Genomic DNA, 24,929 nt, shown 5'->3' with positions numbered 1-24,929 from the left:
GGAGCATGATGGCCAAGGACCTGTCGACGAGCCTGCGCCGACCCGTGCAGCGGGCACGACGCCTCGTCGGTGACGCGACGGCCGACCAGCGCGCGGCCCGCGCGGCCCGCGCCCGGCACGCGCTCGTCGCGGCGCCCCTCGTCGAGGAGGTGCCGGCACCGCGCGCCAGCGCACCGCGGGCCGTCGTCCACGCCGGGGAGCGGGTCCGTCGCGGGCTCGCGCCCCTGCTGCGGCTGCAGGACGAGGTCGTCGGGGCCGACGTCGTGCTCCTCGAGGTCGACGCGAGCAGCGAGGTCGCGGCGCAGGCGCCGCTCGAGGACCAGGTCCGGCTCGCCGCCGCCGCGCACGGCTGCGGGATCCCCGTCGTGGCCTGGGTGACGGGCAGCCAGGTCGAGATGGCGGGCTCCCGTGCGCTGCAGCGACTTCGAGAGGCGGACCCGCGGCTGCGCGTGGCCGTCGACGACGCCGAGGCCGTCGCCGCCTACGCCGCCGAGCTCGGCGGCGAGGTCACCCATCTCGGGCCGGCTGCCGACCCCTTCGTCCACTCGCCCGCCCGCACCGGGCCCGCCCGCCGGCGCGAGCAGGCCGTCGCGATCACCGGGGACCCCGGCTACGACGTGACGCGGCTCGCGCCGGCGCAGCCCACCCGTCTCGACGTCCTCGGCGCCCAGGGCTCGGCCTCCGCACCCGACGGCGACCGGCCGATGCTCGCCCACTACCGGTCGCTCGCCGTCGTCGCCGACCGGCCGAAGGTGGGGTGGCAGGTCGTCGAGGCCGCCGCCTCCGGCACGCCCGTCCTCGCCACGCCCGAGGCCGCCGACCGGCTGCCCGCCGACATCGCCGAAGGGGTCGCGGTCGCCGAGGGCGACGACGCGATGCGTCAGCAGGTCGTCGCCGCGCTGTGGCAGGACGAGCTCGTCGACCGGGCCGGTCTCGTCGCCGGTCGCGCAGCCCGCGCCGGGCACACCTTCGCCGACCGGGTGAGCTCGATCTCCCGGCTCGCCGGTCTCGTCGACCCGCCCCGGCGCACCCCGCTCGGCGTGTGCGGCGACCGCGGGGTGAGCGCCGTCGTGTCGACGAACAGGTCGCACGAGCTGACGACCGTCGCCGACAACATCGCCCGGCAGGTCGAGACGCAGCACGGCAACGTCCAGCTCGTCCTCGTGCTCCACGGCCTCGACGACCGTCCCGCCGAGGTCGAGGCGATGATGCGCGACCGCGGGATCGAGGACGTCGTCGTGCGCCAGGCCCGCTCCGACCTCACGCTCGGGGCCTGCCTCAACCTCGGCGTCGACGCCGCGGACGGGCGCTACGTCGCGAAGGTCGACGACGACAACTACTACGGGCGGCACTACCTCACCGACCTCGTCGACGCCTTCGCCGTCTCCGGCGCACAGGTCGTCGGCAAGTGGTGCCACTACACGTGGCTGCGCAGCACCGGCGCGGTCGTCCTGCGCTTCCCCAAGGACGAGCACCGGTACACACGGCTCGTCCAGGGCGGCTCGATCCTCGTCGAGGGCGAGGTCATGCGGCGGCTGCGCTTCTCCGACCTGCCGCGGGCCGTCGACACCGACCTGCTCGACCGGGTGCAGGCGGCGGGGATGCGCACGTACTCCTCCGACCGCTTCGGCTACGTGTCGATCCGGGGGACCGACCGGCACGCGCACACGTGGACGATCGAGGACGCGCGCTTCATGAACGCCTCGGGGCGCGTCGCCTTCTACGGCGACCCGCGTGAGCACGTCGACGTCTGACGGCGCGTCTGCGCCGACCGGCTGCGACGGGTCTCTCGTGCCGCTAGCGTCCGGGCATGAAGCGTCCCGTCGTCGCGGCCCTGGCCGTCGTCGCCCTCGTGCTCGTCGCCGGTCTGGGCTGGTGGTCGACCGCGCAGTGGCGTGAGGGGCCCGCCGACGCCCTGTCGATCCGAGAGCTGACCAACGCCGCGCTCTCGACGACGGCAGACGTGGACGTGCCGATGTCGTGGTCGCTCGGACCGGTCCACTCCGACCCCGCTCAGAGACCGGTCACGGTCACCGACGTGGCGATCGACGCCGGCGACGGCGTCACGCTGGCCGGCGTGGGCTGGATGGACTCGAGCGGGTCGAAGATGGCCTTCGCGGAGTCGAGGTTCCCGCCGCGTTCGATCTTCGCGAGGTACCCAGGAGCGGCGGACCACTTCCGCACCGGCCTGCCGGCGGGACCGCTGCCGCGAGGCTCCCGGACGTGGTCGCTGGTCCTCGGGCTGACGGTCGACCGCGTCCAAGACGTGCCCATCCGCGCTGTGCGAGTCACCTACGAGGTCGACGGCCGCGAGCAGGAGCAGACCTTCGTGCTCCAGCACACTCTGTGCGGGCGCACGCCGGCCACGAAGGGCCGCGAGTGCTCGCCGATCCTCGACGGGACCCCCTGACCGACGAAACCCTGCTGGCTGCCTCTTGATCAGTCAGGACCCTTTCGAAAGGGTCCCGGCTCGTCGAAGGGCAGCCAGCAGGGTTTCGTAGCCCGGGGCGAAGGGGGAGCGGCGGGGTCAGCGGTCGCGCAGGACGGCGTCGTAGACGGCCTGGTAGCGGGGGCCGTTGGCGCTCCACGAGCGCTGCGTGCTCACCCACTCGCGACCGGCCGCGGCGAGCTCGGCCCGCCGCGCGGGGTCGGCGTGCAGGCGGGCGAGGACGTCGGCGAGCGCGGTGCCGTCGCCGGCGGGGAAGGACTCGCCGCGCGCACCCGCCCCGGTGATCTCCGTGAGCGCGGGCAGGTCGGAGACGACGACGGGCAGGCCCGCCGCCATCGCCTCGAAGGGCTTGAGCGGGGTGACGAGCCGGGCGGCCTGCTCGTCGACGCGCGGGACGACGAAGACGTCCATGAGCGCGTAGTGGTCGAGGACCTCGTCGTGCGGGACCCGCCCGGTGAAGACCACGGCGTCGCCCGCGCCGACGGCCGCGGCGTGCGCCTCGACCTCGGCCCGTCGCTGCCCGTCGCCGACGACGAGGGCGGTGGCGTCGACCCCCTTCGCCCGCAGCGCCATCGCGGCGTCGACGAGCAGCTCCTGCGCCTCGCGGTAGTGGTCGAGGTTGGAGACGTAGCCGAAGACGAAGCGGCCCTCGAGCCCGTAGCGCTGCACGAGCTCGGGGCGCCGCTCGCGCGGCGAGAAGGCCTGCGCGTCGACGCCGTTGGGCACGACGTGCACCCGCTCGGCGGGCACCCCACGACCGACGATGTCGCCGCGCATCGACTCCGAGAGGGTGACGACGGCGTCGGCGGCGAGCATCGCGCGGGTGTCGGCCGCGCGCCGGCGCCGGTAGGTCTCGGCCACCTCGGCGTGCTCGGGGTCCGGGCTCCACGTCGCCTCGAAGAAGCCGCGCACCTCGTAGACCCACGGCAGACCGAGGGCCTGGGCGACGGCGCCGCCGACGAGCGCGGCCTCGTACCCGCGGCCGCCGGAGTGCACGTGGAGCAGGTCGGGGGCGAGACCGGCGAGCACCGGCGCGAGCGCGCTCGCGTACGCGTCGAGGTGCTCGTCGTGGGTCTCGTGCACCGGCACCTCGGCGCGCCGGAGGTGGTGGTGCGGCACGCCGTGGACGTCCTGCGGCGAGTCGTCGTCGGCGGCGAAGTCGAGCGCGGTGACCGCCACCGGGTCAAGCCCGGCCTCGACCTGGGCCGCGAGGTTGTACCGGGTGCGCACGGAGTAGCCGGACTGGCGCTGGGGGAGCGCGATCTTCAGCAGGTGAGCCGGGCGAAGGGGGAGACCCCCGCCCCGCTCGGCGCGGGCCTGGTCGAGCAGCTCGACGGCGCTCCTGACGACCTCGGCGGGCACGCCCGGCGCCCACGACGGGTCGGTCTCGCGCAGCCGGCCCTCGACCTGCCGGCGGGCGCGCTCGAGGCGCGCCCGGACCGGTGCCTCGAGCCGCGAGGTCGCGGCGAGCTGTGCGCGGACGACCTCGAGCTGGAGCGTCGGCTCGCCGGCGCGCGACGCGGCGCGGCGGGCGAGGTCGAGGAAAACGACGTCGCGGCCCAGCGCGTCGAGCTCACGGCGCACGAGGGCGACCGCGGCGTCACCGCGGCCCTCCTGCGTCAGCGCCTCGAGCTCGGCGCACACCGACGCGGCCGGGCGGCCGTCGGACGCGCTCGCCCGCGGACGCAGCCGCTGCGCGACGCGGTACCCGCGTCGCGCAGCACTGGTGAGCGCCCGTCGGGCGCGAGGGCCCGAGGGCACCGGCGGCAGTCCTCAGCCCTGGGCCGGGGCCGAGCCCGTGCTCGTCTGGCCGTCCTGCCCGCCGCGGGTGCGGCGACGGTTGCGGTTGCGGCGCGGGGCGCCCTCACCGGACGCCGAGGCGCCCTCGCGGCGCTCCCCGCCCTCGCGGGAGCCACGACCACGACCGCCATCGCCACGGCCACCGTCGCCACGACCCCCTTCGCCACGACCGCGACCGCCGTCACGACCGCCCTGGGGGCGACGACCGCCGGACTTGCCGGTCTCGCCGAGGTCCTCGAGGACCTCGGCCGACAGGCCCTCGCGGGTGCGCTGGGCCCGGGGCAGACGCCCCTTCGCGCCCTGCGGGATGTCGAGGTCCTCGTAGAGGTTGGGCGAGGAGGAGTAGGTCTCGACGGGCTCGGGGATGCCGAGGTCGAGCTGACGGTTGATGACCGACCACTTCGTCATGTCGTCCCAGTCGACGAGCGTCACCGCGACGCCGGTGTTGCCGGCGCGACCGGTGCGACCGATGCGGTGGACGTAGGTCTTCTCGTCGTCGGGGCACTGGTAGTTGACGACGTGGGTGACGTTGCTGACGTCGATGCCGCGGGCGGCGACGTCGGTCGCGACGAGGACGTCGACCTTGCCGTTGCGGAAGGCGCGCAGCGCCTGCTCGCGTGCGCCCTGGCCGAGGTCGCCGTGGATCGAGGCCGCGGCGAAGCCACGGTCGGTCAGCTCGTCGGCGACCTTCGCGGCGGTGCGCTTGGTGCGGCTGAAGATGATCGTCAGACCGCGGTCCTTGGCCTGCAGGACGCGGGCGAGCATCTCGACCTTGTCCATCGCGTGGGCGCGGTAGACGAACTGCTCGATCGCCTTGACGGTCTGGCGGTCCTCGCCGTCCTCCGTCATCGCGCGGATGTGGGTCGGCTGGTTCATGTAGCGACGCGCGAGGGCGACGATGGCGCCCGGCATCGTCGCGGAGAAGAGCATCGTGTGGCGGCCCGCGGGGGTCATCGCCATGATCTTCTCGACGTCGGGCAGGAAGCCGAGGTCGAGCATCTCGTCGGCCTCGTCGAGCACGACGGTGCGTGCGGCGGAGAGGTCGAGGTGCTTCTGCTGGGCGAGGTCGATGAGACGGCCCGGGGTGCCGACGACGACGTGCACGCCCTCGCGCAGCGCCTCGATCTGCGGCTCGTAGGCCCGGCCGCCGTAGACGGTGAGGACCTTGATGCCGCGGCGCTTGCCGGCCTTCTCGAGGTCGCTGGCGACCTGGACGGCGAGCTCACGGGTGGGGGCGACGGCGAGGGCCTGGGGGCGGGTGTCGTCGGTCTCGGTGTCGATGCCGTCGAGGATCGGGACGCCGAAGCCGAGGGTCTTGCCGGTGCCCGTCTTGGCCTGGCCGATGATGTCGTGGCCGCCGAGGGCCACGGGCAGGGTCATCGCCTGGATGGGGAAGGGGTGGATGATCCCGCCGTCGGCGAGGCTCGCGACGATGTCGGGGTGGACGCCGAAGTCGGCGAAGGTGGGCTGCGGGGCGTCCTGCGCCACCGGCTCGACCGTCTCCTCCACGGTGGGGAGGGTCTCGGGCTCGGTCGCGGCAGGGGTCTGCTCGGTGATGTCGCTCATGTGGTGTGCAGAGGTCTCTCGATCAGCGGCGGGCACGTGGGGTCACGCCGTCGTGGCGGGCCGATCGGAGGTCTGCGGGCGGGGCGTCGTGCTGGGCGCCGCCTGCCGGTCCGTCGCGGACCGGCGAGAAGATGCGTGCCGACCGGGCACCGTGGTCCCTCCCATGGTAGCCGCCTGCCCCCGAGACGACGACTACGCTGAAGTCTCATGAGCGACAGCCCCTCGACGAGCGCCGCGAGCGCCGGAGCGCACCTCGGCGAGCGAGAGCGCGAAGGGGTGGTCGACCTCCTCGGCGCGATCGCCTACGGCACGATGTCGGGCTTCACCCAGATGGCGGCCGACAGCGAGCTCACCGACGACCTGCGCCTCAAGACCGCGGTCGCCGGGATGGCGGTCGGCGAGTTCCACAGCCACGAGCTGCTCGTCGGGCACATCCGCGCCCTCGGCGCCGACCCCGTCGCCGCGATGTCCCCCTTCGTCGAGGCCTTCGACTCCTTCCACGCGCGCACCGCGCCGCGCAACCTCGCCGAGGCGCTCGTCAAGGCCTACATCGGCGACGGGATCGCCGACGACTTCTTCCGTGAGATCTCCGTCTTCGTCGACGACGAGTCGCGGGCGATCATCGCCGCGGCCTCGGCCGACGACGGGCGCACCGACGTCATCGTCGAGGAGGTGCGGGCCCAGATCCGGGCCGACCGCCACCTCGCCGGGCCGCTCGCGCTGTGGGGGCGCCGGCTCATGGGTGAGGCGCTCTCGCAGGGCCAGCTCGTCGCGGCGCACCGCGAGGCGCTCGTCGAGCTCATCCTCGGCCAGAGCCACTCGCGGCCCGGTGCCGACCTCGGCGAGATGGGCGCGATCATGCAGCGGCTCACCGACGCCCACCAGCAGCGCATGGCGCGTCTCGGCCTCTCGGCCTAGCGCGGCCTAGCCCTGGCACGACGAAGGCCCCCGGCGGGAGCCGGGGGCCTTCGCGAAGGTTCGTGACGCTCAGACCTGCTTGCGTCCGGTGACCATGCCGTAGATGACGATGAGAGCCGCGGCGCAGACGACGCCGATGGCGTTGGCGATCCAGTCGATGCCATTGGTCTCGCCGCCACCGAGGGAGGCGTAGATCCAGGAGCCGATGAGCGACCCGAGGATGCCGAGGATGATCGTGACGACCATCGAGATCGACTGACGGCCCGGCAGCACGAGACGTGCGAGGGCACCGATGATGGCGCCGACGATGATGGCCACGATGATGGTCCAGAGCATGGGAGCCTTCCTTTCAAGATCCCGGCAGGGTGCGCCGGGGGGTGACTGGCCGGAGACCCGGCCATGCGCTCGATGCTAGGACACCTGAGGCACGAAATCGGGGACGGCGTCCAGGGATCCTGAGAGACCGCTGGACGCCGCCCCGTGACGTCCGCCAGGCTGCTGACCTGGGCGGACGACGTCAGGAGGCGCCGAAGCCCACTCGGCCGCGCGAGGGCTCGCCGAGGTCGACGTAGCCGAGGGCGCCGGCGGGCACGACGACGCGGCGACCGCGCTCGTCACGCAGGTCGAGGGCCTGCCCGCCCAGCGCCGCCTCGACGGCGGCGACGATCTGGTCCTCGCTGCCCGTGGCGTCGATGACGATCTCGCGGGCGACGTTCTGAATGCCGATCTTGACCTCCACGGAGGGTCCCTTCTTCGCAGGTGCGGTGTACGAGCCGATCTTGTCAGGCGCCGCCGTCACCGCCGCCCGCGGCTCCCCCTTCGCCCGTCTCGGTGCCCGCACCGCCGCGCAGCGTCGCCTGGCTGGGGTAGGAGCTGAGGCCGCGCCACGCGAGGTGGCCCGCGGCCAGGGCCGCGTCGGCCTGCGGGATGGTCGCGCTGTGCGCGAGCCACGCCCGGGCGGAGACCTGCGACATGCCCGCCAGGGTCACGCCCAGCAGGTCGGAGAAGCTCTTGGGCAGACCGGTGTCCTGCGCGATGCGGTGGCTGATCGCGTCGCCGAGCTGTGCCTCGAGCGCGTCGATGCGATGACGCACCCGCGAGTCGCCGGTGAGGTCGGACTCGAAGACGAGGCGGAAGGCCTCGCCCTCGTCGCCGACGAACTCGAAGAAGGCCGCGATCGTCGCGTAGACCCGCTCCTTGTGGTCGTCGGTGCTGTCGAGGGCCTCGAGGACGAGGCTCTCGAGGCGGTCGCACTCGCTCTCCAGGAGCGCGAGGTAGAGCTCGAGCTTGCCGGGGAAGTGCTGGTAGAGGACGGGCTTGGAGACCCCCGCCTCGTCGGCGATGTCCTCCATCGCGGCGGCGTGGTAGCCCTTGCGCACGAAGACGGTCTGGGCGGCCTGCAGGAGCTGGGCTCGGCGCTGCGCGCGCGGCAGCCGCTGCACCCGGTGGGGCGTGCTGGTCATGGGTCCTCCCGCGTCTGAGCCGTACCCCTCATCGTACCCACGGGTAGCCCCCGCGGCGGGCGTCGGTGGGCTGTCGGGCACGGGTGATGGGATGGGTGCATGACGACGACGCAGACGAGTGGACCGGGGGCGAAGGGGGCGACCTCGGTCGCCCTCGCGCGTCACCTGAGCCCTCGGGTCGGCGGGGTGCGCCGGCTCGGCCGGGAGCGTATCGACGACGACCAGGCCGCGGCGGTCGACGCGCGGGCCGAGGTGCTCGTCGTGCTCGGCGGACCGGGCACGGGCCGCACCGCCGTGGCGGTCGAGGCCGCCCTCGACCGCGTCCGCACGGGGGAGTGCCGGCCCGACGAGGTCGTCCTCGTCGGCGCCACCCGTCGCTCGGCCGCCGACCTGCGTGACGCGGTGACCTCGGGGCTCACAGGCGCGGCCGCGGTCCCGCTCGCCCGCACGGTGCAGAGCCTGGGCTTCGCCGTGCTCCGCGCGCAGGCAGCGGTCGACGGGCTGCCGCCGCCACGCCTGGTCTCCGGCGCCCAGCAGGACCTCGTGCTCTCGGACCTGCTCGCCGGCCACGCGGAGACCGGTACCGGTCCGCGCTGGCCGCAGCGCCTCCACGAGGCCCTGCCCACCCGGGCGATGCGCGACGAGCTGCGCGACCTGCTCATGCGGGCGGTCGAGCACGGGCTGACCGCCGACGACCTGCGCGACCTCGGGGCGCGTCACGGGCGCCCGGAGTGGGTCGCGGCGGCCGAGGTCTTCGAGGAGTACGAGCAGGTCGGTGCGCTCGCGACACCCGGCGCCTATGACCCGGCGTGGGTGCTCACCGCCGCGGCCGAGCTGCTCGAGGGCGACGCCGAGGCCCGGGTGCGCGCGCTGCGCTCCGTCGGCTGCGTCGTCGTCGACGACGCGCACGAGCTCACCGCCCCGGCAGCCCGGCTGCTGCGGGTCTTCGCCGCCTCGGGAGTGCCCCTCGTGCTCCTCGGAGACCCCGACTCGAGCGTCCAGGGCTTCCGTGGGGCCGACCCCGCGCTCTTCCTCGGCGACTGGGCCGGTCGCCGCGTCGAGCGGGTGGTCCTGCGCACGGGCTACCGGGTGGCCGCCGCGGTGGCCGAGGCGGACGCACGCGTCGTCGCCCGCATCGGGGCGCTCGGCGGCGGGGTGCACCGCGGCGCGAGCGCGGCGCACGACGACGGCACGTGCACCGTGCGGGTGCTGCGCTCCCAGGCCCAGGAGGCCGGCTACGTGGCGCACGCCCTGCGCCGGGCCCACCTCGTCGACGGCGTCCCGTGGGACGAGCTCGCCGTCGTCGTCCGCGGGGCGGGGCGGCAGTCGACGCTGCGCCGGGTGCTCGCCGCCCGGGGCGTGCCCGTCACCTCGGCCTCGGCCGACGTCCCCCTTCGAGACCAGCCGAGCGTCGCCCCGCTGCTGCTCCTCCTGCGTCTCGTCGTCGACCTCCAGCGCGGGCACCGCGAGCTGCCCGACGTCGAGGAGGTCCTGGCCCTGCTCACCTCGCCGCTGCTCGGGGCCGACACCGTCGCCGTGCGCCGGCTGCGTCGCGCGCTGCGTGCGGCCGAGCTCGCCGACGAGGGCGGGCGCTCCAGCGACGAGCTGCTCCAGCACGGCACCGTCGACCCGGCCTGGGTCGACCACCTCCTCCTCGAGCGCCCCGACGTCGCGCCGCTGGCGCGGCTCGCCCGGGTCGTCGCCTCTGCGCGCGCCGCGGCCGTCGTCGAGGACGGACGGTGGGCGCAGGGCGTGAGCGGCGAAGGGGTGCTCTGGGCGGCGTGGGAGGCCGTGGAGGTCGCCGACCTCTGGCGCGAGCGGGCGCTCGCCGGCGGCGCCGGGGGAGCCCGGGCCGACGAGGCCCTCGACGCCGTCGTCGCGCTCTTCTCGGCTGCGGCGGCCCACGAGGACGCCCGGCCCGGCAGCGGACCCGAGTCCTTCCTGCTCTCCGTCGCCCAGGAGGAGGTCGCCGCGGACTCCCTGGCCGACCGCAGCCCCGACACCGGGGCCGTCGCCATCGTCACGCCGGCCGCCGCCGCGGGCCGGCAGTGGCGACGGGTCGTCGTCGCCGGGGTGCAGGAGGGCGTGTGGCCCGACCTGCGCCTGCGCGGGTCGCTGCTGGGCTCGACCGAGCTCGTCGACGTCGTCACCGGTCGTGCCGCGGTCGGCTCGGGACCGGGCGACCCGGGCGCCGACGACCGTGCTGAGGCGGCTCGCGCGCAGGTCCGCTACGACGAGACGCGGATGCTCCACGTCGCGATCACCCGGGCGAGCGAGCACGTGCTGCTCACCGCCGTGTCCTCCGAGGACGAGCAGCCCTCGCCCTTCCTCTCCGTCGTCGACCCGCTGCCGGCGGGGGTCGGTCGGCGCGAGACGCACGAGGCGCCGATGCCGCTCGACCTCGTCGGTGTCGTCGCCCGGCTGCGCCAGGAGCTCGCCGAGCCCGAGCGGGCGCACCTCGCGGCGACCCGGCTGGCGCACCTGCGCGAGGTCGGCGTGCGCGGCGCCGACCCCGACCAGTGGTGGGCGCTGCGCGACCGCAGCGACGAGCGCCCGCTGCGCGGTCCCGACGAGCTCGTCCGGGTCTCGCCCTCGCAGGTCGAGGCCTTCGACACCTGCGGTCTGCGCTGGTTGCTCACGAGCTCGGGCGGCGGGGGAGCCAGTCACGTCTCCGCCGACATCGGCACCCTCGTCCACGCCGTCGCCGAGGACCTGCCCGACGCCGACCACGCGAGCATCGCCGCCGAGATCGAGCGGCGCTGGCCCCAGCTCGGGCAGCCCCCGGGCTGGGTCGGCGAGCAGCACCTGCGCCGTGCCCAGGTCATGGGCCGGTGGCTCGCGGACTACTACGTGCGCGCCCGCACCGAGGGGTGGTCGCTCGCGGGGGTCGAGATCCCCTTCGCCGCTACCGTCGGCCGGGCCCGCATCGGCGGCAGGGTCGACCGGCTCGAGCGTCGTGACGCCGACGGGGCGCTGCGGGTCGTCGACCTCAAGACCGGCTCGACCAAGCCCACGGGCGACGAGCTCGCCGAGCACCGCCAGCTCGGCGCGTACCAGGTCGCCGTCGAGGAGGGCGGCTTCGGCGAGCACGGCTCGAGCAGCGCCGGCGCGGTGCTCGTGCAGCTCGGGCGGGCGGCGACGTCGCGCACCTTCGTCCAGGCGCAGGTGCCCCTGCGCGACGCCGACGACCCGCGGTGGGCGCACGACGCGGTCGCGGCGGCCGCCGACGGCATGTCCGCGGCGCACATGGTCGCCCGCCCCGAGGAGGCGATGTGCTCGCGGTGCCCCGTGCGCACCTCCTGCCCGACCCATCACGAAGGGGGCACCCTGCGATGAGCGACCAGCCGAGCCTCTTCGACGACCTCGCCGACCTGCTCCCGGCCGGTCGGGCGAGCACGACCGCGGTCGCCGACGGACCGCGCTACTCGGCGCTCGACGTCAGCCGTGCCCTGGGGCAGGAGCATGCCCCGACGCCGGAGCAGGCCGCGATCGTCGAGGCCCCGCTGCAGCCCCAGCTCGTCGTCGCCGGGGCCGGGTCGGGCAAGACCGAGACGATGACCGCGCGCGTCGTCTGGCTCGTCGCCAACGACCTCGTGCGCCCCGAGGAGGTCCTCGGGCTCACCTTCACCCGCAAGGCCGCGGGCGAGCTCGCCGACCGGGTGGGTGCCCGGCTCGCGGCGCTCGCCGACTCGGGGCTGTGGTCGCCGCCCGAGCGCGACGACGCCGGCGCGCTCGTGCTGCCCGGGGCGCCCACCGTGACGACCTACCACTCGTACGCGGGCGCGCTCGTGCGCGAGCACGGGCCGCTGCTGGGACGCGAGCGCGACGCGCGGCTGCTCACCGAGGCGGCGTCGTGGCAGCTCGCGCACGAGGCCGTCCTGTCCTACGACGGCCCGATGGAGGAGCTCGACTGGGTCGAGTCGACGGTCACCTCGATGGTGCTCGCGCTGTCCGGCGAGCTCGCCGAGCACCTGAGGGCGCCCGAGGAGGCGCAGGCCTACCTCGAGACGGTCGCCGGCCGGTGGCTCGCCGCCGACGCCGCCGCGCCGAAGGGGCTCAAGGCCGTCCGGGACCAGGCGACCGCCCTGCGCCGACGGGCGCTCGTGCTCCCCGTCGTGCGCCGCTACCTCGACCTCAAGCACGAGCGTGGGGTGCTCGACTTCAGCGACCAGATGGCGCTCGCTGCCCGGCTGGCGCAGGAGGTGCCGGTCGTCGGTGCTGGGGAGCGGGGCCGCTACCGCGTCGTGCTGCTCGACGAGTTCCAGGACACCTCCGAGGCGCAGCTCGTGCTCATGACGAGCCTCTTCGCCCCGCAGGGGCGCCCGCCGAGCCCGGTGACGGCGGTCGGCGACCCGCACCAGTCGATTTACGCCTGGCGAGGGGCGAGCGCGACGACGCTCGCGACCTTCCCCGAGCGCTTCGGCGGCGCGCCGGTGCTCCACCTGTCGCGCAGCTGGCGCAACGACGACGCGGTGCTCGAGGCGGCCAACGCCGTGGCAGAGCCGCTGCGGGCGGGCAGCGCCGTGCCGGTGCTGCCCCTGGACGCCCGGCCCGGGGCGGGCCGCGGCCAGGTGTGGGCGGCGCGCGTGAGCGACGCCGCCGCCGAGGCCGACCTCGTGGCACGGTGGGTGCAGGAGCGACGCGGCGACGGACGACGCTCGGCCGCGGTGCTGTGCCGCAAGCGCTCGCAGTTCACCGCGATCACGGCTGCCCTGGCGGCCCGTGACATCCCGCACGAGGTCGTCGGCCTCGGCGGTCTGCTGCTCACCCCCGAGGTCGCCGACGTCGTCGCCCTCCTCACCGTCGTGCAGGACCCTGCCCGCGGCGACCGGCTCATGCGGCTGCTCACCGGGCCCGTCTGCCGGCTCGGCGCAGCGGACATCGCCGCCCTCGCCGCGTACGCGCGGGCGAGCGGGCGTCCGCCCCAGCGCGGGGTCGGCCAGGACCTCGCCCCGGACTCTCGCGACGAGCTGACGATCGTCGACGCGCTCGACGACCTGCCCGACGAGCAGTGGCGGGGACCGGGGGGCGAGCACATCAGCGCCCGCGGCCTGTCGCGGCTGCGGGCCCTCGCCGCCGGGGTCGGCCGGCTGCGCCTCGCCGCTGGACAGCCCCTGCCCGATCTCGTCGTCGAGGCCGAGCGGGTCCTCGGCGTCGACGTCGAGGTCCTCGCCCGCCCCGGCTGGAGCGCCGGCGCGGCGCGGGCTCACCTCGACGCCTTCGCCGACGTCGCCGCGCAGTTCGCCGCCGGTGCCGACCGGGCGACGCTCGGCGGCTTCGTCGACTGGGTCGAGGCGGCCATCGCCGAGGAGCGCGGCCTCGACCGGCCCGTCGTCGAGCCGACTCCCGACGCCGTGCAGGTGCTCACCTGCCACGCGGCGAAGGGGCTCGAGTGGGACGTCGTCGCCGTGCCCGGTCTCGTCGAGGGCACCTTCCCCTCGCACGCGGCCCGGGCGCGCGCCGTCGACGGCGGCTGGGAGCTCGGACGGGTCACCGACCCGGGCTGGCTCGCCGCGACCGAGGGAGGGCTCCCGTACCCGTTGCGCGGCGACCGCGGGGGGCTGCCCGAGCTCGCCGAGCACGGTGCCACCCCGCACGAGATCCGCGACGACGTCGACGCCTTCAAGAGCGCGGGCGGTGAGCAGGTCATCACCGAGGAGCGCCGCCTCGCCTACGTCGCGCTCACCCGGGCCCGGCAGCACCTGCTGCTCACCTCGGCGGTATGGGCGAGCACCGGTCGCACCCCGCGCCTGCCCTCGCGCTTCTTCGACGAGGTCGTCGCCCTGCCCGGCGTGCACCAGATCGCCCAGGCCCCGATGCCCGAGCCCGGCGAGCCCAACCCCCTCCTCGAGCTCGAACGTGCTGTCGTGTGGCCGGCCCCCGTGACCTCGGAAGACCGGCCCGCGATGGAGCAGGCGGTGCCCGTCGTCCTCGGCGGGGCACCCGCGCTCGACGGCGCGACCGACCGGCACCCGCTCGACGACGAGATCACCCTGCTGCTGCGCGAGCGTGACGCGGCGCGGGCCCGCCGTTCGCCCCAGGTGGCCCTGCCCGAGCACCTGTCGACCTCGGCCCTGGTCTCCCTGGCCCGCGACGAGGCCGACTTCGCCTCCCGGCTGCGTCGGCCCATGCCCCAGGCCCCCTCCCCGCACACCCGGCGCGGCACCGCCTTCCACGCGTGGGTCGAGCAGCACTACGGCGCCGCGGCGATGGTCGACGTGCACGACCTGCCGGGTCGGGCCGACGCCGCGGTCGACGACCCGGGTCTGCCCGCGCTGCGCGAGCGCTTCCTCGCCAGCCCGTGGGCCGAGCGCACCCCCGTCGAGGTCGAGCTCAGCCTCGAGGTCGTGATCTCCGGGCGCGCCGTGCGCGGGCGGGTCGACGCGGTCTTCGCCGACCCCGACGGCGGGGTGACCATCGTGGACTGGAAGACCGGGCGCCCGCCGACCGGCGAGAGCGCGGCAGCAGCCGCGTTGCAGCTGAGCGTCTACCGCGTGGCGTACGCGCGCTGGACGGGTCTGCCCGCGGAGCAGGTGCGTGCAGCCTTCTACTACGGCGCGACGGGCGAGACCGTCAAGCCCCCGCTCGCCGACGAGGCCGAGATCGCCGCCCTGCTGGGGCCTGACGAGGCCTGAGCCTGAGGCCTGGGCGGCTCGAGGTCAGCCGCGGACGGGCCCGCTGCCGGGCTCGGCGGACCCGTCGGGCTCCTCGCCCGTGGGCCTGGCCTCCATCGGCTGGGTCTGCCCGACCACGTCGACGTCGGTGACGTCGACGTGGACGGGCCCGTCGACGAGGTTGTCGAGCTGCTGGTCGTCGTCGAGGTCCGCGAGCCCCGCGGCAGGGCTCGCACCGGCCGGGGCCGCCCCGGAGGTCGCGGGTGCACCCGCGGATGTGTCGTCGGCCTCGTCCGGGCTGCCCGTCTGCTGCTCCAGGCGACGCATCGCGGCGGCGTGCTCCTCGGCCCGGTCGAGGTCTCCGGCCGCGACCGCCGCCATCATCTGGCGCACGAGCGTCATCTCGTACGACAGCCGGGCGCGCTCGAGCAGGTGCCGGTCGGGCCGGTCGACCCGCGTGTGCGCGTAGGCCTCCATGAAGGTGTCGAGGGCGTCCGGTTCGAGCCGGCCGACGACCTCGGCGAGGTCGTCGGCGGGGTCGGCGACCCGTGCGTCCTCCCAGCCGAGCAGCCCGCGCACGACGAGCTCGCCCTGCTCGTCCTCGCCGACGAGGACCTGCTCGCCGGTGAGCCGCCCGACCGTCGCGGTCGGCTTGTAGCGCCATCGGCCGACGTCCTCGAGCTGGGACTCCCACCGCGCGAGCAGACCGGTCGGCACCCGGCCGGTCGCGGCGGCGCGGTCGAGGTCGGCCAGCCGGCGGCTGCGGTAGGCCTCGGCGTCGTAGGTCGCGGCGCCGGCCTCGTCGTAGATCGCGACGTCGAGGTTGTGCACCGAGGCCACGGCGCGTCCGAGGCTGGCGGTGAGACCCGGGCCGGGCCCGAGGAGCTCGAGCTCGACGGGGCGACCGGCGAGGTAGTGGTGCACGGCGGCGCGTCCCCCTTCGGGCAGTGCGACCCATCCCTTGACGACGGGGACGGACAGGAGCAGGCGGCGCGCGAGGAGCGCGGTGAGGGCCGAGGACTGCTCGAGCTGGGCGGAGGCGGCCGCGGAGCGCGGGCAGCGGATGACCCACCGGCGGTGCTCGGCGTCCTGCACGAGGGCGACGTCGTAGCGCGCCCCCGTCGCACCAGCGACGGGCTCGACGCTCACCGGGTCCAGACCGGGGACGGCAGCGCTGGCCAGCGCGGCGAGGGCGAGAGGTCCACGACCGGCAGGAGAAGTCACGGCCCCCACGGTACGGCGCGGGGCTCCGGGCGCGGGGGAGCGCCACGACGGATCTACAGTGGCGGGCATGGTGCACCCCTTCGACGAGCTCGTCTTCTCCGGGGCCGTGCTCGACCGTCAGGCGCACCTGCGCGCCGACCCCGACGCCCTCGAGACGCTGCGACGCGACCCCGCGGCCCGCGTCCTCGAGGCCGGCGGCATGGCCGTGGCGGTCGAGCGCTCGGGCGACGGAGCGCGGCTGGCCACGCGGCCGGTCGAGCCCGGCGACGCCGGACGCGACCTCGCCCTCCTCGGCCGCCTCGGTCCCCACCTCCTCCTCGCCGCGCTCGGCGGGGACGGGGGGACCCCCCTTCGCCAGGTCGCCGACCTGCTCACCCCCGAGGAGGCGGGGCACGCCGCGACGGCCGTCGCGCTCGACAACTGGCACCGCACGCACCCGCGCTGCCCGCGCTGCGGGGCGCAGACCGAGCTCGCGCAGGCGGGCTGGGTGCGGCACTGCCCGCAGGACGGCAGCGACCACCACCCGCGCACCGACCCCGCCGTCATCATGGCCGTCGTCGACGCCGACGACCGCCTCCTGCTCGCCCAGGGCGCGGGCTGGCCGCAGGGGCGGATGTCGGTGCTCGCCGGCTTCGTCGAGCCCGGCGAGACCCTCGCCGGCGCCGTCGCGCGCGAGGTGCGCGAGGAGGTCGGCCTCGAGGTCGTCGACGTCACCTACCAGGCCGACCAGCCCTGGCCCTTCCCCGGCTCGCTCATGGTCGGCTTCACCGCGCGCGCCACCTCCGCAGAGCTCACCCCCGACGGCACCGAGATCGCCGACGCCCGGTGGTTCACCCGGGCCGAGCTCGCCGAGGCCTTCGAGCACGGCGAGCTGCGCCGCCCCGCCCCTGTGTCGATCTCGGCGCGGCTCATCGAGCAGTGGTTCGGCGGCCCGCTGACCCGCCCCTCCGACATCGGGGCTGTCCGCGCGCTCTGAGACCATGCGGTCGTGACCCCCTCCGCAGACGACGTCCTCGACGCCCTCGACCCCGAGCAGCGCGAGGTCGCCGCGCACCCGACGGGTCCGATGTGCGTGCTCGCCGGCGCGGGCACGGGCAAGACCCGGGCGATCACCCACCGCATCGCCTACGGCGTGCACAGCGGCGTCTACCAGCCCCAGCGCGTGCTCGCCGTGACCTTCACCGCCCGGGCCGCGGGCGAGATGCGTGTCCGGCTGCGCGACCTCGGTGTCGGCGGGGTCCAGGCCCGCACCTTCCACGCGGCGGCCCTTCGCCAGCTGCACTACTTCTGGCCCCAGGCCATCGGCGGAGCGGCGCCGGAGATCCTGCCGCACAAGGCGTCGGTCGTCGCCGAGGCCGCCTCGCGCCTGCAGCTGCGCCTCGACCGCACCGAGCTGCGCGACATCGCCTCCGAGGTCGAGTGGGCGAAGGTCAGCCTGCTCACCCCCGAGACCTACGCCGCGGCGGCCCGGCGAGCGCGACGTGAGCCGCCGGGCATGGACGAGAGCGGCATGGCGCGGCTGCTCGGGGTCTACGAGGAGGTCAAGGGCGAGCGCGGGGTCATCGACTTCGAGGACGTCCTGCTGCTCACCGTCGGCATCCTCCAGGACCGCGAGGACATCGCCGCGACCGTGCGCCAGCAGTACCGCCACTTCGTCGTCGACGAGTACCAGGACGTCAACGCGCTGCAGCAGCGTCTCCTCGAGCTGTGGCTCGGCGGGCGTCACGAGGTGTGCGTCGTCGGCGACCCGATGCAGACGATCTACTCCTTCACCGGCGCCAGCCCGCGCCACCTGCTCGACTTCGGGCGCACCCACGCGGGGGCGCAGACCGTGCGGCTCGTGCGCAACTACCGCTCGACCCCTCAGGTCGTCGACCTCGCCAACCGCATGCTCTCGACCGCCCCGGTGAGCCGGCGCAGCGCCGGGGTCGAGCTCGCCGCGCAGCGCTCGGGCGGGTCCGCGCCCACGCTCACGGCGCTCGACGACGACCCGGCGGAGGCCGCCTGGGTCGCCGGCGAGATCCGTCGCCGGGTCGAGGCCGGCACCCCCGCGAGCGACATCGCGGTGCTCTTCCGCACCAACGGCCAGTCGGAGGCGCTCGAGTCGGCCCTGTCCGAGGTCGGCGTGCCCTACCTCGTGCGCGGCGGCGAGCGCTTCTTCTCCCGCCGCGAGGTCCGTGACGCCATCGTCCTGCTGCGCGGCGCCGCGCGCACCGACGACGGCGAGGCGGCCCTGGGCCATCTCGTCGCCGACGTGCTCACCGGTGTCGGCTGGCAGCCGGAGCCGCCGGCGAGCTCGGGTGCCGTGCGGGCCCGGTGGGAGTCGCTGAAGGCTCTCGTCGACCTCGCCGAGTCGCTCGCCGCGACGACCCCGACGACCCGGGTCGCCGATCTCGTGCGCGAGCTCGACGAGCGGGCCGCCGCGCAGCACGCGCCCGCCGTCGACGGCGTGACCCTCGCCTCCCTGCACGCGGCGAAGGGGCTCGAGTGGCCCGTCGTCCACCTCGTCGGCTGCTCCGACGGGCTCATGCCCATCGTCATGGCCGAGGGCCTCGACGAGATCGAGGAGGAGCGCCGGCTGCTCTACGTCGGGCTCACCCGTGCCCGTGACGAGCTGCACCTGTCGTGGGCCCGGGCGCGCACCCCCGGGGCGCGCCCTAGCCGGCGCGTCAGCCGCTTCCTCGCCCCGCTGTCGGAGGTCCTCGGCGAGGGCGCCATCTCCGAGCCCAAGCGCAGCGGCGGGGGCCGTGGCTCGGGCGGCGGTCGCACGGCCCGCACCGCCCGGGTGCGGCACTGCAAGGGGTGCGGCGCCGAGCTCGTCACCGCGACCCAGCGCGCCTCCGGGCGCTGCCCCGCCTGCCCGCCCACCTACGACGAGGCCCTCTACGAGCGGCTCGTCGCATGGCGCCGCGAGCTGTCGAAGACCCAGGCCGTGCCCGCCTTCGTCGTCTTCACCGACGCGACCCTCGAGGCGATCGCCGAGGCCGAGCCGAAGGACACCCGAGGGCTGCTCGCCATCAGCGGGGTCGGGGCGCGCAAGCTCGACCAGTACGGCGAGGACGTGCTCGCGATCGTCGCCGGCCGAGAGCCCTCGCAGACCCCCTGACGAAGCCGCTCGTTAAATAGGTTGTGGCCCCGATCGCAGGTGCCCTAACCTTCGGAAGGTCAGTCGGTCGCGCCTGGGCGTGATCGAGTCGCAGATCCCACGAGAGGAGGGCAGTGCACATGGAGAAGCAGATCGTCATCACCGTCGAGCTGGCGTCCCGCGCTGCCCACCTGGGTCTCGTGCCGTCCCTCGCCGGACGTACCCGTGCCCCCTTCGGCATCGTCAATCTCTTCGGCGCCGCCCCTCTCGATGACCCGCGACCTCCAGGACCGGGATCCCCCCTTCGCTAGACGAAGGGAGGACCTCTCGTCCTCGCCACACAGGCCGCGGCATCCATCGGATACCGCGGCCTTTTCTTGTCCCCCCGCAGATCACCCCCCAGGAGCACCCTCATGTCTGCCGTACCGACCACCCACCCACCGCATCAGCAGGTGCGTCTGCCGTCCTTGACGGGCAGCGCACCGTGCCTGACCGAGGAGCCGGAGATCTGGTTCGCCGACACCCCCGACGGTGTCGAGTTCGCCAAGGCTCTGTGCGCCACCTGCCCCGTGCGTCAGCGGTGCCTCGAGGGCGCCCTCGAGCGCCGCGAGCCCTGGGGCGTGTGGGGCGGCGAGCTCTTCGACGCCGGTCGGGTCATCCCCCGCAAGCGGCCGCGAGGCCGTCCCCGCAAGCATCCGCTGCCCGTCTGAGCCCCCTGAGAGGAGGTGCCCGCCGATGACCCCCGTCCAGCGCATCCTGCAGTCGCGCCGCCGCCACGTGCCGCAGCCGCAGCACGTGCTCTCCCGCCGTGAGCGGGCCGAGCTGCGTCAGCCCGTGCCGATGCACATCCGGATCCGATGACGGGCAGGTGCCCGTCGGACCGCGTGCCGGCCGCCCTCGTCGACCCCGTACCGACCCCCGGTGCGGGGTCGACCTGTGCCCGGACCTACGCGGGGTCGGCGAAGCCGGGCAGGTAGCGCTCCATGATGGAGCGCGCCGAGACCCGAGCGCCGAGCTGGCAGAGCACGGCGGTGCTGCCGAGGAAGACGCGGTGGACAAGCACGTACTCCGGGGGCAGGTTGAGACGTGCGCCGGTCACGAACTCCCGGCTGCGCATGTCCATCGCCCCGGCGGAGACCTGCTGCAGCCACTCGCGGCTGAAGTGGTGGGTCTCGTGGCTCAGCGGCTCGATGAAGGGGCGCAGGTAGCTCAGCAGGTCGTCGGCGTCGATGCGCACCCCCGGCCGCACGAAGCCCTCCTCGCGCAGCCCCTCGACGAGGGCCGCGGCGTCGCCCTCGAGGGCGCGGCGGGCCAGCCGGCCGACCGCCGGCGGCAGCCCGTCGGGCAGATGGGCGACCGCCCCGAAGTCGACGACGCCGAGGCGGCCGTCGGGGGTGAGGCGGAAGTTGCCGGGGTGGGGGTCGGCGTGGAGCAGACCCGCGCGGGTGGGGGAGCGCACCGCGAGCTCGAGGTAGAGCGTGCCGAGGGTGTCGCGCACCTCCTGGTCCGCCTCGCGGATGATCTGGCTGAGGGGCACGCCGTCGAGCCACTCGGTGACGAGGACGTGCTCGGTGTGCATGACGACGGCCGGCACGGCGACCTCGTCGTCGCCGGCGTACGCGTCGGCGAAGGTCTGCTGGTTGCGGGCCTCGAGCGGGTAGTCGAGCTCCTCGTCGGCGCGCTCGAGCAGCTCGGTCGTCGCCGCCTTGACGTCCATGCCGGGGGCGAGGGTGCCCATGACGCGCGCGAGGCGGGCCAGCTGCTGCAGGTCGCTGCGCAGGGCGTAGTCGGCGCCGGGGTACTGGATCTTCACGGCCACGGTGCGCCCGTCGTGCCACGTGCCGCGGTGGACCTGCCCGATCGAGGCCGCGGCCACCGGCTCGGGCGTGAGGTCGCGGATCTGGGTCGTGCGCCAGTCGCGGCCGAGCTCGAGGTCGAGGATGCGGCGCACCTCGGCCTGGTCCATCGGGGGAGCGGCGTCCTGGAGGCGCACGAGCATCTCGCGGTAGGGCTCGACGAGGTCCTCGGGCATCGCGGCCTCGAGGACGCTCAGGGTCTGCCCGACCTTCATCGCACCGCCCTTGAGCGAGCCGAGGACGGCGAAGAGCTGCTCGGCGGTGCGCCGGCGCATCTCCTCGTTGACGACCTCGGCCGACTCGCCGCGGGCACGTCGGCCCAGGCCGACGGCGCTGCGCCCTGCTGCGCCGAGGGGGATGGAGGCGAGGCGGGCGGTCCGTCGGGCAGCGTTGCGCGGGATCTGAGACATCACGCCCATTGTGACTGCTGGACCTGAGATCCGACCGCAGACGAGGTGACCGATGCGCAGCGGGGGCACCCGGGGTGACGCTCCCAGTGCCGCCGCTCGAAGCTGGGGCCCGGCGCGCACGCGTCGAGCGACCAGCCCGAGGCGCTCGGGCCGTGGGCGAGGACGTCGAGGGCCACCGACGCCGCGATGCCGACGACGAGGCTGCGCACGCACGCGTGCGTCTCGACGGGCACGACCGGCCCGACCCGCGGGCGGCTGATCTGCGCACGGATCCACGGCCAGGCGGGGTCGAGGTGCACGCGGGTCAGCTCGAGGCACTGCAGGCACGGCCCCTCGCCGGGGACGACGAGCGGCCCGACGCTCGCGTGGTCGGGCCCGCACCACACGGGCAGGTGGGGCACCCGAGCGCGGCGCCAGGGCTCGCCGGCTCCGGCCGGCACGGGGACCGTGCTCGTGATGACGGCGAGGTCGGTGCTCGTCGGGTCGGCGTCCTCGACGCACCGCACGACCTCGCCGATGCCGGCCTCGCGCAGGACGTCGACGAGATGGCCGGGCACGCTCCCGGCGCCGACGACGACGACGCGGCGCTCGAGCGGCTCGAGGACGCCCTCGGTGTCGAGCACGCCCTGCGCGGCGAAGGCGCGGACGAGCTCGCCCGCGCGCTCGGGGGTCAGCCCGTGCTGCGCCGCGTCGGCGAGGACCTGCTCCTCGCTGCGCGACCCGTCGAGGGTGGTGACCCAGCGGCACTCCGCCGCGCTCACGCCGGTCGCGACGAGCGCGCTGCCGGGGTCGAGACCGAGCTGGATGGACCCGTCGGGGCGCAGCAGGGGGTGGATCGGCCGGGTCAACCGGGGGTGGCGCTCCATGGGTCCTCGTCTCGCCGGGGTGGTCGTCGCAGACTGCCACTGGCCCCGCGCTCGAGGTCCGGGGTTGTCCACACCCCTCGCCCGCGCTGTCGCCGCCGGGCCCTAGGGTCGAGCCCATGGAAGGCTTCGCCGACGTCGAGATCCGCCGCAGCGCGCGCCGGCGCAAGACGGTGTCGGCCCACCGCGACGGCGAGCGCCTCGTCGTCCTCCTCCCGGCCGGCCTCGCCGACCGGGTCGAGCAGCGCTACGTGCGCGAGATGGGCGAGAAGGTCCTGGCCCGCGAGGCCCGACGCCGCCCGAGCGACGTCGACCTCGTCGAGCGGGCGCGTGACCTCTCCCGGCGCCACCTCGAGGGCCGAGCCGTGCCGACGAGCGTGCGCTGGGTGACCAACCAGGGCACCCGGTGGGGGTCGTGCACCCCGAGCCAGGGCACGATCCGGCTCAGCCACCGGCTGCAGGGGATGCCGGGCTACGTGCAGGACTACGTCCTCACCCACGAGCTCGTGCACCTGCTGGTGCCCGGGCACGGGCGCGACTTCTACGCGCTGCTCGACCGGTACCCGTCGTGCGAGCGCGCCCGGGGCTACCTCGAGGGGTGGTCCGGTCGCGACGAGACGGCGTGGGACGACGGGCCCGAGCCGGCGCCCGAGACCGCCGAGGGCGACGGGGTCAGCCCACCCGCCTGAGCGCGGCGGCGGCCAGGGGGTCGAGCTCGTCGGCCGAGTCGGCCGGCATCGCCCCCACCGGCCACCACGCGAGGTCGAGCGACTCCTCGCTGCGGATCTCGCGCGCGTCCTGCGCGGCGACGGCGACGTAGCGCACGTCGAGGTGCTCGCGGCACCGCCCGAAGGACCCGACGAGCTCGTGCCGGTCGAGATGGACCGGCTCGGGGTGCAGGGTCAGCTGGTCGGCGGGCAGCCCGGACTCCTCGACCGCCTCGCGGAGCGCGCCGGCGAGCACGTCGGCGTCACCCGGCTCGAGGTGGCCGCCGAGCTGGAACCACCGGTGCGCCTTGCCGTGGAGCGTGAGCAGCGCCGAGGTGAGCGTCGCGTCGAGGACGAGCACGCCGACGGTGAAGTGCTCCGGCGGCCCGTCGCGCAGCACGGCGCCCGGGTGGGCGGCGAGGTGCTCGAGGTAGTCGCGGCGCAGCTGCTCCTGCTCCTCGTCGGGCGCCTGCCAGGTGCGCAGGACCCGCTCGAGGTCGGTCGCGAGGTCAGCCACCGGTGCGGCCGTCGCCCTCGCCGTCGCCCTCCCCGCGGGTCTCGGCGTCGAGCAGGGCGGCGAGCTCGGCGTCCATGTCGATGCCACCGGTGACGTCCTGCGCCCCGGAGGTCGAGCCGGTGCTGCGCTCGACGTAGCCGAGGACGTCGTCGAGGTCGGCGCCCGTCGGGGCGACGTCCGGGTGGGCCCACGCCGCGTCACGGGCCGAGGCGCCGCCGGCGTCCTCGAGGGCGGCGAAGAGGTTCGCCGCGTCGCGCAGCCGGCGCGGACGCAGCTCGAGCCCGACGAGGGTGGCGAAGGTCCGCTCCGCCGGACCGCCGGTCGCGCGCCGCCGGCGCACGGTCTCGGCGAGCGCGTCGGTGCTCGGCAGGTGGGCGCCGCCGGCCTGGGCGGTGACGACGTCGACCCACCCCTCGATGAGGGCGAGCCAGGTCTCGAGACGGGTGAGCGCGGCCTTCTGGGCGGGCGAGGGCGCCGGGCGGAAGAGGTCGCTGCCGAGGGCCTGCTGCATCCCGCCGACGTCCTGCGGGTCGAGCTCGGCGACCGCGCGGTCGATCGCGCTCGTGTCGATGGCGATGCCCCGGGCGTACTCCTCGACCGCGGTGAGGATCTGCGGGCCGAGCCACGGCACGTCGGTGAAGAGGCGCATCCGGGCGGTCTCGCGCAGCGCGAGGTGCAGCCACACCTCGTCGACCGGCACGTCGAGACCGTCGGCGACCTGGGCGATGTTCGCCGGCAGCAGCGCGACGCGGTCGGTGAGCAGCGGGATGCCCACCTCCGTCCCGCTCACGGTGCTCGTCGCGAGCGCGCCGACGGCCTGCCCGACCTGGGCCGTGACGAGCGCGCTGCCCATCCGGTTGATCATCGGGGTGAGCTGCCCGGCGAGCGCGAGCGGGTTGGTGCCCGGGGGCACGCCGAGCGCGCTGAGGTCGGGGGCGTCCGGACCGGTCAGCTGGGCGGTCATCGAGTCGCGGATCGCGCCGGAGACGCCGTCGGCGACGGGCTCGACGACGCGCGCCCACGTGCCGATCGTCTCCTCGACCCACGTCGAGCGGGACATCGCGGTGCCGGTGAGGGCGGGCGCCTCGAGGTCGGTCACCTCGTCGAGCCACAGCTGGGCGACGCGGACGGCCTGCTCGGCGAGCGCGACCTCGCGCTCGCCGACGCTGACGTCGCCCTCGGCCCGGGCGGCCTCGCAGGCCGCCGCCGTCGCGGCGGCGAGGTCGACCCCCTTCGCCGTGGCGGTGGGGCTGAACATCGCGCGCATCTGGTCGGCCATCGCGCGCACGGCCGACGGGTCGGCGTCGGCGATGCCCATGGCGCCCAGCTGACGGGCCACCTCGGGGGGCAGCGGAGCGCCCCCGGTGAGCTCGCGGAAGATCGCGGCGATCTCCTCGGGCAGCTCGTCGTCGGGTCCGGTACCGGGGTCTACGGGGTCTGTCACGGTGCCTCCTTAG

The 24,929-nt window shown here is 75.4% G+C and carries 21 protein-coding genes; 11 read left to right on the top strand and 10 right to left on the bottom strand.

The genetic code is table 11. The annotated features are described in order from the left end of the window. Positions 1 to 8: 8 nt before the first annotated feature. Entirely contained in the window at positions 9 to 1,754 is a 1,746-nt protein-coding gene (locus tag EEW87_RS07585) for a glycosyltransferase family A protein (protein WP_123092142.1), read from the top strand. Between the two features lie 56 nt (positions 1,755 to 1,810). Next, positions 1,811 to 2,410 (top strand): hypothetical protein, encoded by a 600-nt coding sequence (locus EEW87_RS07580; protein ID WP_123092141.1) that lies wholly within the window; start codon positions 1,811 to 1,813, stop codon positions 2,408 to 2,410. A gap of 117 nt (positions 2,411 to 2,527) precedes the next feature. Here EEW87_RS07580 and EEW87_RS07575 read toward each other — a convergent pair whose 3' ends face one another. Both EEW87_RS07575 and EEW87_RS07570 read right to left on the bottom strand, forming a co-directional pair. Next, positions 2,528 to 4,210, bottom strand: coding sequence for a glycosyltransferase family 4 protein (locus EEW87_RS07575; protein WP_148041583.1), 1,683 nt, complete (start codon positions 4,208 to 4,210; stop codon positions 2,528 to 2,530). A 12-nt stretch (positions 4,211 to 4,222) separates the two neighbouring features. Beyond that, positions 4,223 to 5,815, bottom strand: coding sequence for a DEAD/DEAH box helicase (locus EEW87_RS07570; protein ID WP_123092139.1), 1,593 nt, complete (start codon positions 5,813 to 5,815; stop codon positions 4,223 to 4,225). Positions 5,816 to 6,022: 207 nt separating this feature from the next. Here EEW87_RS07570 and EEW87_RS07565 point away from each other — a divergent pair, with 207 nt between their 5' ends. Then, positions 6,023 to 6,733 carry a ferritin-like fold-containing protein gene (locus EEW87_RS07565; RefSeq protein ID WP_123092138.1) on the top strand — a complete coding sequence of 237 codons (711 nt, stop codon included), beginning with the start codon at positions 6,023 to 6,025 and terminating at the stop codon, positions 6,731 to 6,733. 69 nt (positions 6,734 to 6,802) lie between these two features. Here the strand turns inward: EEW87_RS07565 and EEW87_RS07560 are convergent, their stop codons facing one another. The 3 genes from EEW87_RS07560 to EEW87_RS07550 form a co-directional block, all read right to left on the bottom strand. Continuing rightward, positions 6,803 to 7,069 (bottom strand): GlsB/YeaQ/YmgE family stress response membrane protein, encoded by a 267-nt coding sequence (locus EEW87_RS07560; RefSeq protein WP_123092137.1) that lies wholly within the window; start codon positions 7,067 to 7,069, stop codon positions 6,803 to 6,805. Between the two features lie 181 nt (positions 7,070 to 7,250). Further along, positions 7,251 to 7,472: a DUF3107 domain-containing protein gene (locus EEW87_RS07555; RefSeq protein WP_123092362.1), complete on the bottom strand. Its 222-nt coding sequence runs from the start codon at positions 7,470 to 7,472 to the stop codon at positions 7,251 to 7,253. Between the two features lie 43 nt (positions 7,473 to 7,515). Continuing rightward, complete coding sequence (locus tag EEW87_RS07550; protein WP_123092136.1) at positions 7,516 to 8,196, bottom strand: TetR/AcrR family transcriptional regulator; 681 nt, start codon at positions 8,194 to 8,196, stop codon at positions 7,516 to 7,518. Between the two features lie 99 nt (positions 8,197 to 8,295). Between EEW87_RS07550 and EEW87_RS07545 the strand changes: the two genes are divergently transcribed. Together EEW87_RS07545 and EEW87_RS07540 are read left to right on the top strand one after the other, a co-directional pair. Further along, complete coding sequence (locus tag EEW87_RS07545; protein WP_123092135.1) at positions 8,296 to 11,532, top strand: UrvD/REP family ATP-dependent DNA helicase; 3,237 nt, start codon at positions 8,296 to 8,298, stop codon at positions 11,530 to 11,532. Next, on the top strand, positions 11,529 to 14,831 hold the full coding sequence (locus EEW87_RS07540) for an ATP-dependent helicase (RefSeq protein ID WP_123092134.1): 3,303 nt from the start codon (positions 11,529 to 11,531) through the stop codon (positions 14,829 to 14,831). The genes EEW87_RS07545 and EEW87_RS07540 overlap by 4 nt, the downstream gene beginning before the upstream one ends. 24 nt (positions 14,832 to 14,855) lie before the next feature. On the opposite strand, the gene EEW87_RS07535 is transcribed toward EEW87_RS07540, so the two are convergent. Continuing rightward, entirely contained in the window at positions 14,856 to 16,034 is a 1,179-nt protein-coding gene (locus tag EEW87_RS07535) for a phosphotransferase (protein ID WP_148041582.1), read from the bottom strand. 67 nt (positions 16,035 to 16,101) lie between these two features. Between EEW87_RS07535 and nudC the strand changes: the two genes are divergently transcribed. The 5 genes from nudC to EEW87_RS17145 all read left to right on the top strand — a co-directional run bounded on the left by nudC (position 16,102) and on the right by EEW87_RS17145 (position 19,980). Beyond that, positions 16,102 to 17,010 carry an NAD(+) diphosphatase gene (gene nudC / locus EEW87_RS07530; protein WP_123092132.1) on the top strand — a complete coding sequence of 303 codons (909 nt, stop codon included), beginning with the start codon at positions 16,102 to 16,104 and terminating at the stop codon, positions 17,008 to 17,010. A gap of 12 nt (positions 17,011 to 17,022) precedes the next feature. Beyond that, positions 17,023 to 19,140, top strand: a complete 2,118-nt coding sequence (locus tag EEW87_RS07525; RefSeq protein ID WP_192826162.1) for an ATP-dependent DNA helicase UvrD2 — start codon at positions 17,023 to 17,025, stop codon at positions 19,138 to 19,140. Positions 19,141 to 19,259: 119 nt separating this feature from the next. After that, positions 19,260 to 19,430 (top strand): hypothetical protein, encoded by a 171-nt coding sequence (locus EEW87_RS07520; RefSeq protein ID WP_163562396.1) that lies wholly within the window; start codon positions 19,260 to 19,262, stop codon positions 19,428 to 19,430. Positions 19,431 to 19,532: 102 nt separating this feature from the next. Beyond that, complete coding sequence (locus EEW87_RS07515; protein WP_083969036.1) at positions 19,533 to 19,829, top strand: WhiB family transcriptional regulator; 297 nt, start codon at positions 19,533 to 19,535, stop codon at positions 19,827 to 19,829. A gap of 25 nt (positions 19,830 to 19,854) precedes the next feature. Next, the gene (locus EEW87_RS17145) at positions 19,855 to 19,980 is read left to right on the top strand and encodes a hypothetical protein (RefSeq protein ID WP_263596791.1); all 126 of its coding nucleotides are present in this window, start codon (positions 19,855 to 19,857) and stop codon (positions 19,978 to 19,980) included. Positions 19,981 to 20,065: 85 nt separating this feature from the next. Here EEW87_RS17145 and EEW87_RS07510 read toward each other — a convergent pair whose 3' ends face one another. Further along, positions 20,066 to 21,385, bottom strand: a complete 1,320-nt coding sequence (locus tag EEW87_RS07510) for an ABC1 kinase family protein (RefSeq protein ID WP_123092360.1) — start codon at positions 21,383 to 21,385, stop codon at positions 20,066 to 20,068. After that, on the bottom strand, positions 21,385 to 22,251 hold the full coding sequence (locus tag EEW87_RS07505) for a hypothetical protein (protein ID WP_123092131.1): 867 nt from the start codon (positions 22,249 to 22,251) through the stop codon (positions 21,385 to 21,387). The genes EEW87_RS07510 and EEW87_RS07505 overlap by 1 nt, the downstream gene beginning before the upstream one ends. 116 nt (positions 22,252 to 22,367) lie before the next feature. Between EEW87_RS07505 and EEW87_RS07500 the strand changes: the two genes are divergently transcribed. After that, complete coding sequence (locus EEW87_RS07500; RefSeq protein WP_123092130.1) at positions 22,368 to 22,937, top strand: M48 metallopeptidase family protein; 570 nt, start codon at positions 22,368 to 22,370, stop codon at positions 22,935 to 22,937. Here the strand turns inward: EEW87_RS07500 and EEW87_RS07495 are convergent. Beyond that, positions 22,921 to 23,472 carry an NUDIX hydrolase gene (locus EEW87_RS07495; RefSeq protein WP_123092129.1) on the bottom strand — a complete coding sequence of 184 codons (552 nt, stop codon included), beginning with the start codon at positions 23,470 to 23,472 and terminating at the stop codon, positions 22,921 to 22,923. The genes EEW87_RS07500 and EEW87_RS07495 overlap by 17 nt on opposite strands. Then, positions 23,465 to 24,916, bottom strand: coding sequence for a zinc-dependent metalloprotease (locus EEW87_RS07490; protein ID WP_240341673.1), 1,452 nt, complete (start codon positions 24,914 to 24,916; stop codon positions 23,465 to 23,467). Before EEW87_RS07490 ends, EEW87_RS07495 begins: the two co-directional genes overlap by 8 nt. Positions 24,917 to 24,929 lie beyond the last annotated feature (13 nt).

Origin of the sequence: Janibacter melonis (assembly GCF_003721155.3) — a bacterium.
Classification (GTDB): domain Bacteria; phylum Actinomycetota; class Actinomycetes; order Actinomycetales; family Dermatophilaceae; genus Marihabitans; species Marihabitans melonis.
The sequence above is the reverse complement of the archived record's forward strand: the minus strand, read 5'-3'. Positions and strand labels throughout refer to the sequence as shown.

What these genes read in the sequence shown, in the direction of transcription:
- EEW87_RS07510 (WP_123092360.1), bottom strand. Translation starts at nt 21,385, where the DNA reads ATGTCTCAGATCCCGCGCAACGCTGCCCGACGGACCGCCCGCCTCGCC.
- EEW87_RS07500 (WP_123092130.1), top strand. Translation starts at nt 22,368, where the DNA reads ATGGAAGGCTTCGCCGACGTCGAGATCCGCCGCAGCGCGCGCCGGCGC.
- EEW87_RS07515 (WP_083969036.1), top strand. Translation starts at nt 19,533, where the DNA reads ATGTCTGCCGTACCGACCACCCACCCACCGCATCAGCAGGTGCGTCTG.
- EEW87_RS07570 (WP_123092139.1), bottom strand. Translation starts at nt 5,815, where the DNA reads ATGAGCGACATCACCGAGCAGACCCCTGCCGCGACCGAGCCCGAGACC.
- EEW87_RS17145 (WP_263596791.1), top strand. Translation starts at nt 19,855, where the DNA reads ATGACCCCCGTCCAGCGCATCCTGCAGTCGCGCCGCCGCCACGTGCCG.
- EEW87_RS07580 (WP_123092141.1), top strand. Translation starts at nt 1,811, where the DNA reads ATGAAGCGTCCCGTCGTCGCGGCCCTGGCCGTCGTCGCCCTCGTGCTC.
- EEW87_RS07520 (WP_163562396.1), top strand. Translation starts at nt 19,260, where the DNA reads ATGGAGAAGCAGATCGTCATCACCGTCGAGCTGGCGTCCCGCGCTGCC.
- EEW87_RS07505 (WP_123092131.1), bottom strand. Translation starts at nt 22,251, where the DNA reads ATGGAGCGCCACCCCCGGTTGACCCGGCCGATCCACCCCCTGCTGCGC.
- nudC (WP_123092132.1), top strand. Translation starts at nt 16,102, where the DNA reads ATGGTGCACCCCTTCGACGAGCTCGTCTTCTCCGGGGCCGTGCTCGAC.
- EEW87_RS07550 (WP_123092136.1), bottom strand. Translation starts at nt 8,196, where the DNA reads ATGACCAGCACGCCCCACCGGGTGCAGCGGCTGCCGCGCGCGCAGCGC.
- EEW87_RS07545 (WP_123092135.1), top strand. Translation starts at nt 8,296, where the DNA reads ATGACGACGACGCAGACGAGTGGACCGGGGGCGAAGGGGGCGACCTCG.
- EEW87_RS07565 (WP_123092138.1), top strand. Translation starts at nt 6,023, where the DNA reads ATGAGCGACAGCCCCTCGACGAGCGCCGCGAGCGCCGGAGCGCACCTC.
- EEW87_RS07560 (WP_123092137.1), bottom strand. Translation starts at nt 7,069, where the DNA reads ATGCTCTGGACCATCATCGTGGCCATCATCGTCGGCGCCATCATCGGT.
- EEW87_RS07540 (WP_123092134.1), top strand. Translation starts at nt 11,529, where the DNA reads ATGAGCGACCAGCCGAGCCTCTTCGACGACCTCGCCGACCTGCTCCCG.
- EEW87_RS07585 (WP_123092142.1), top strand. Translation starts at nt 9, where the DNA reads ATGGCCAAGGACCTGTCGACGAGCCTGCGCCGACCCGTGCAGCGGGCA.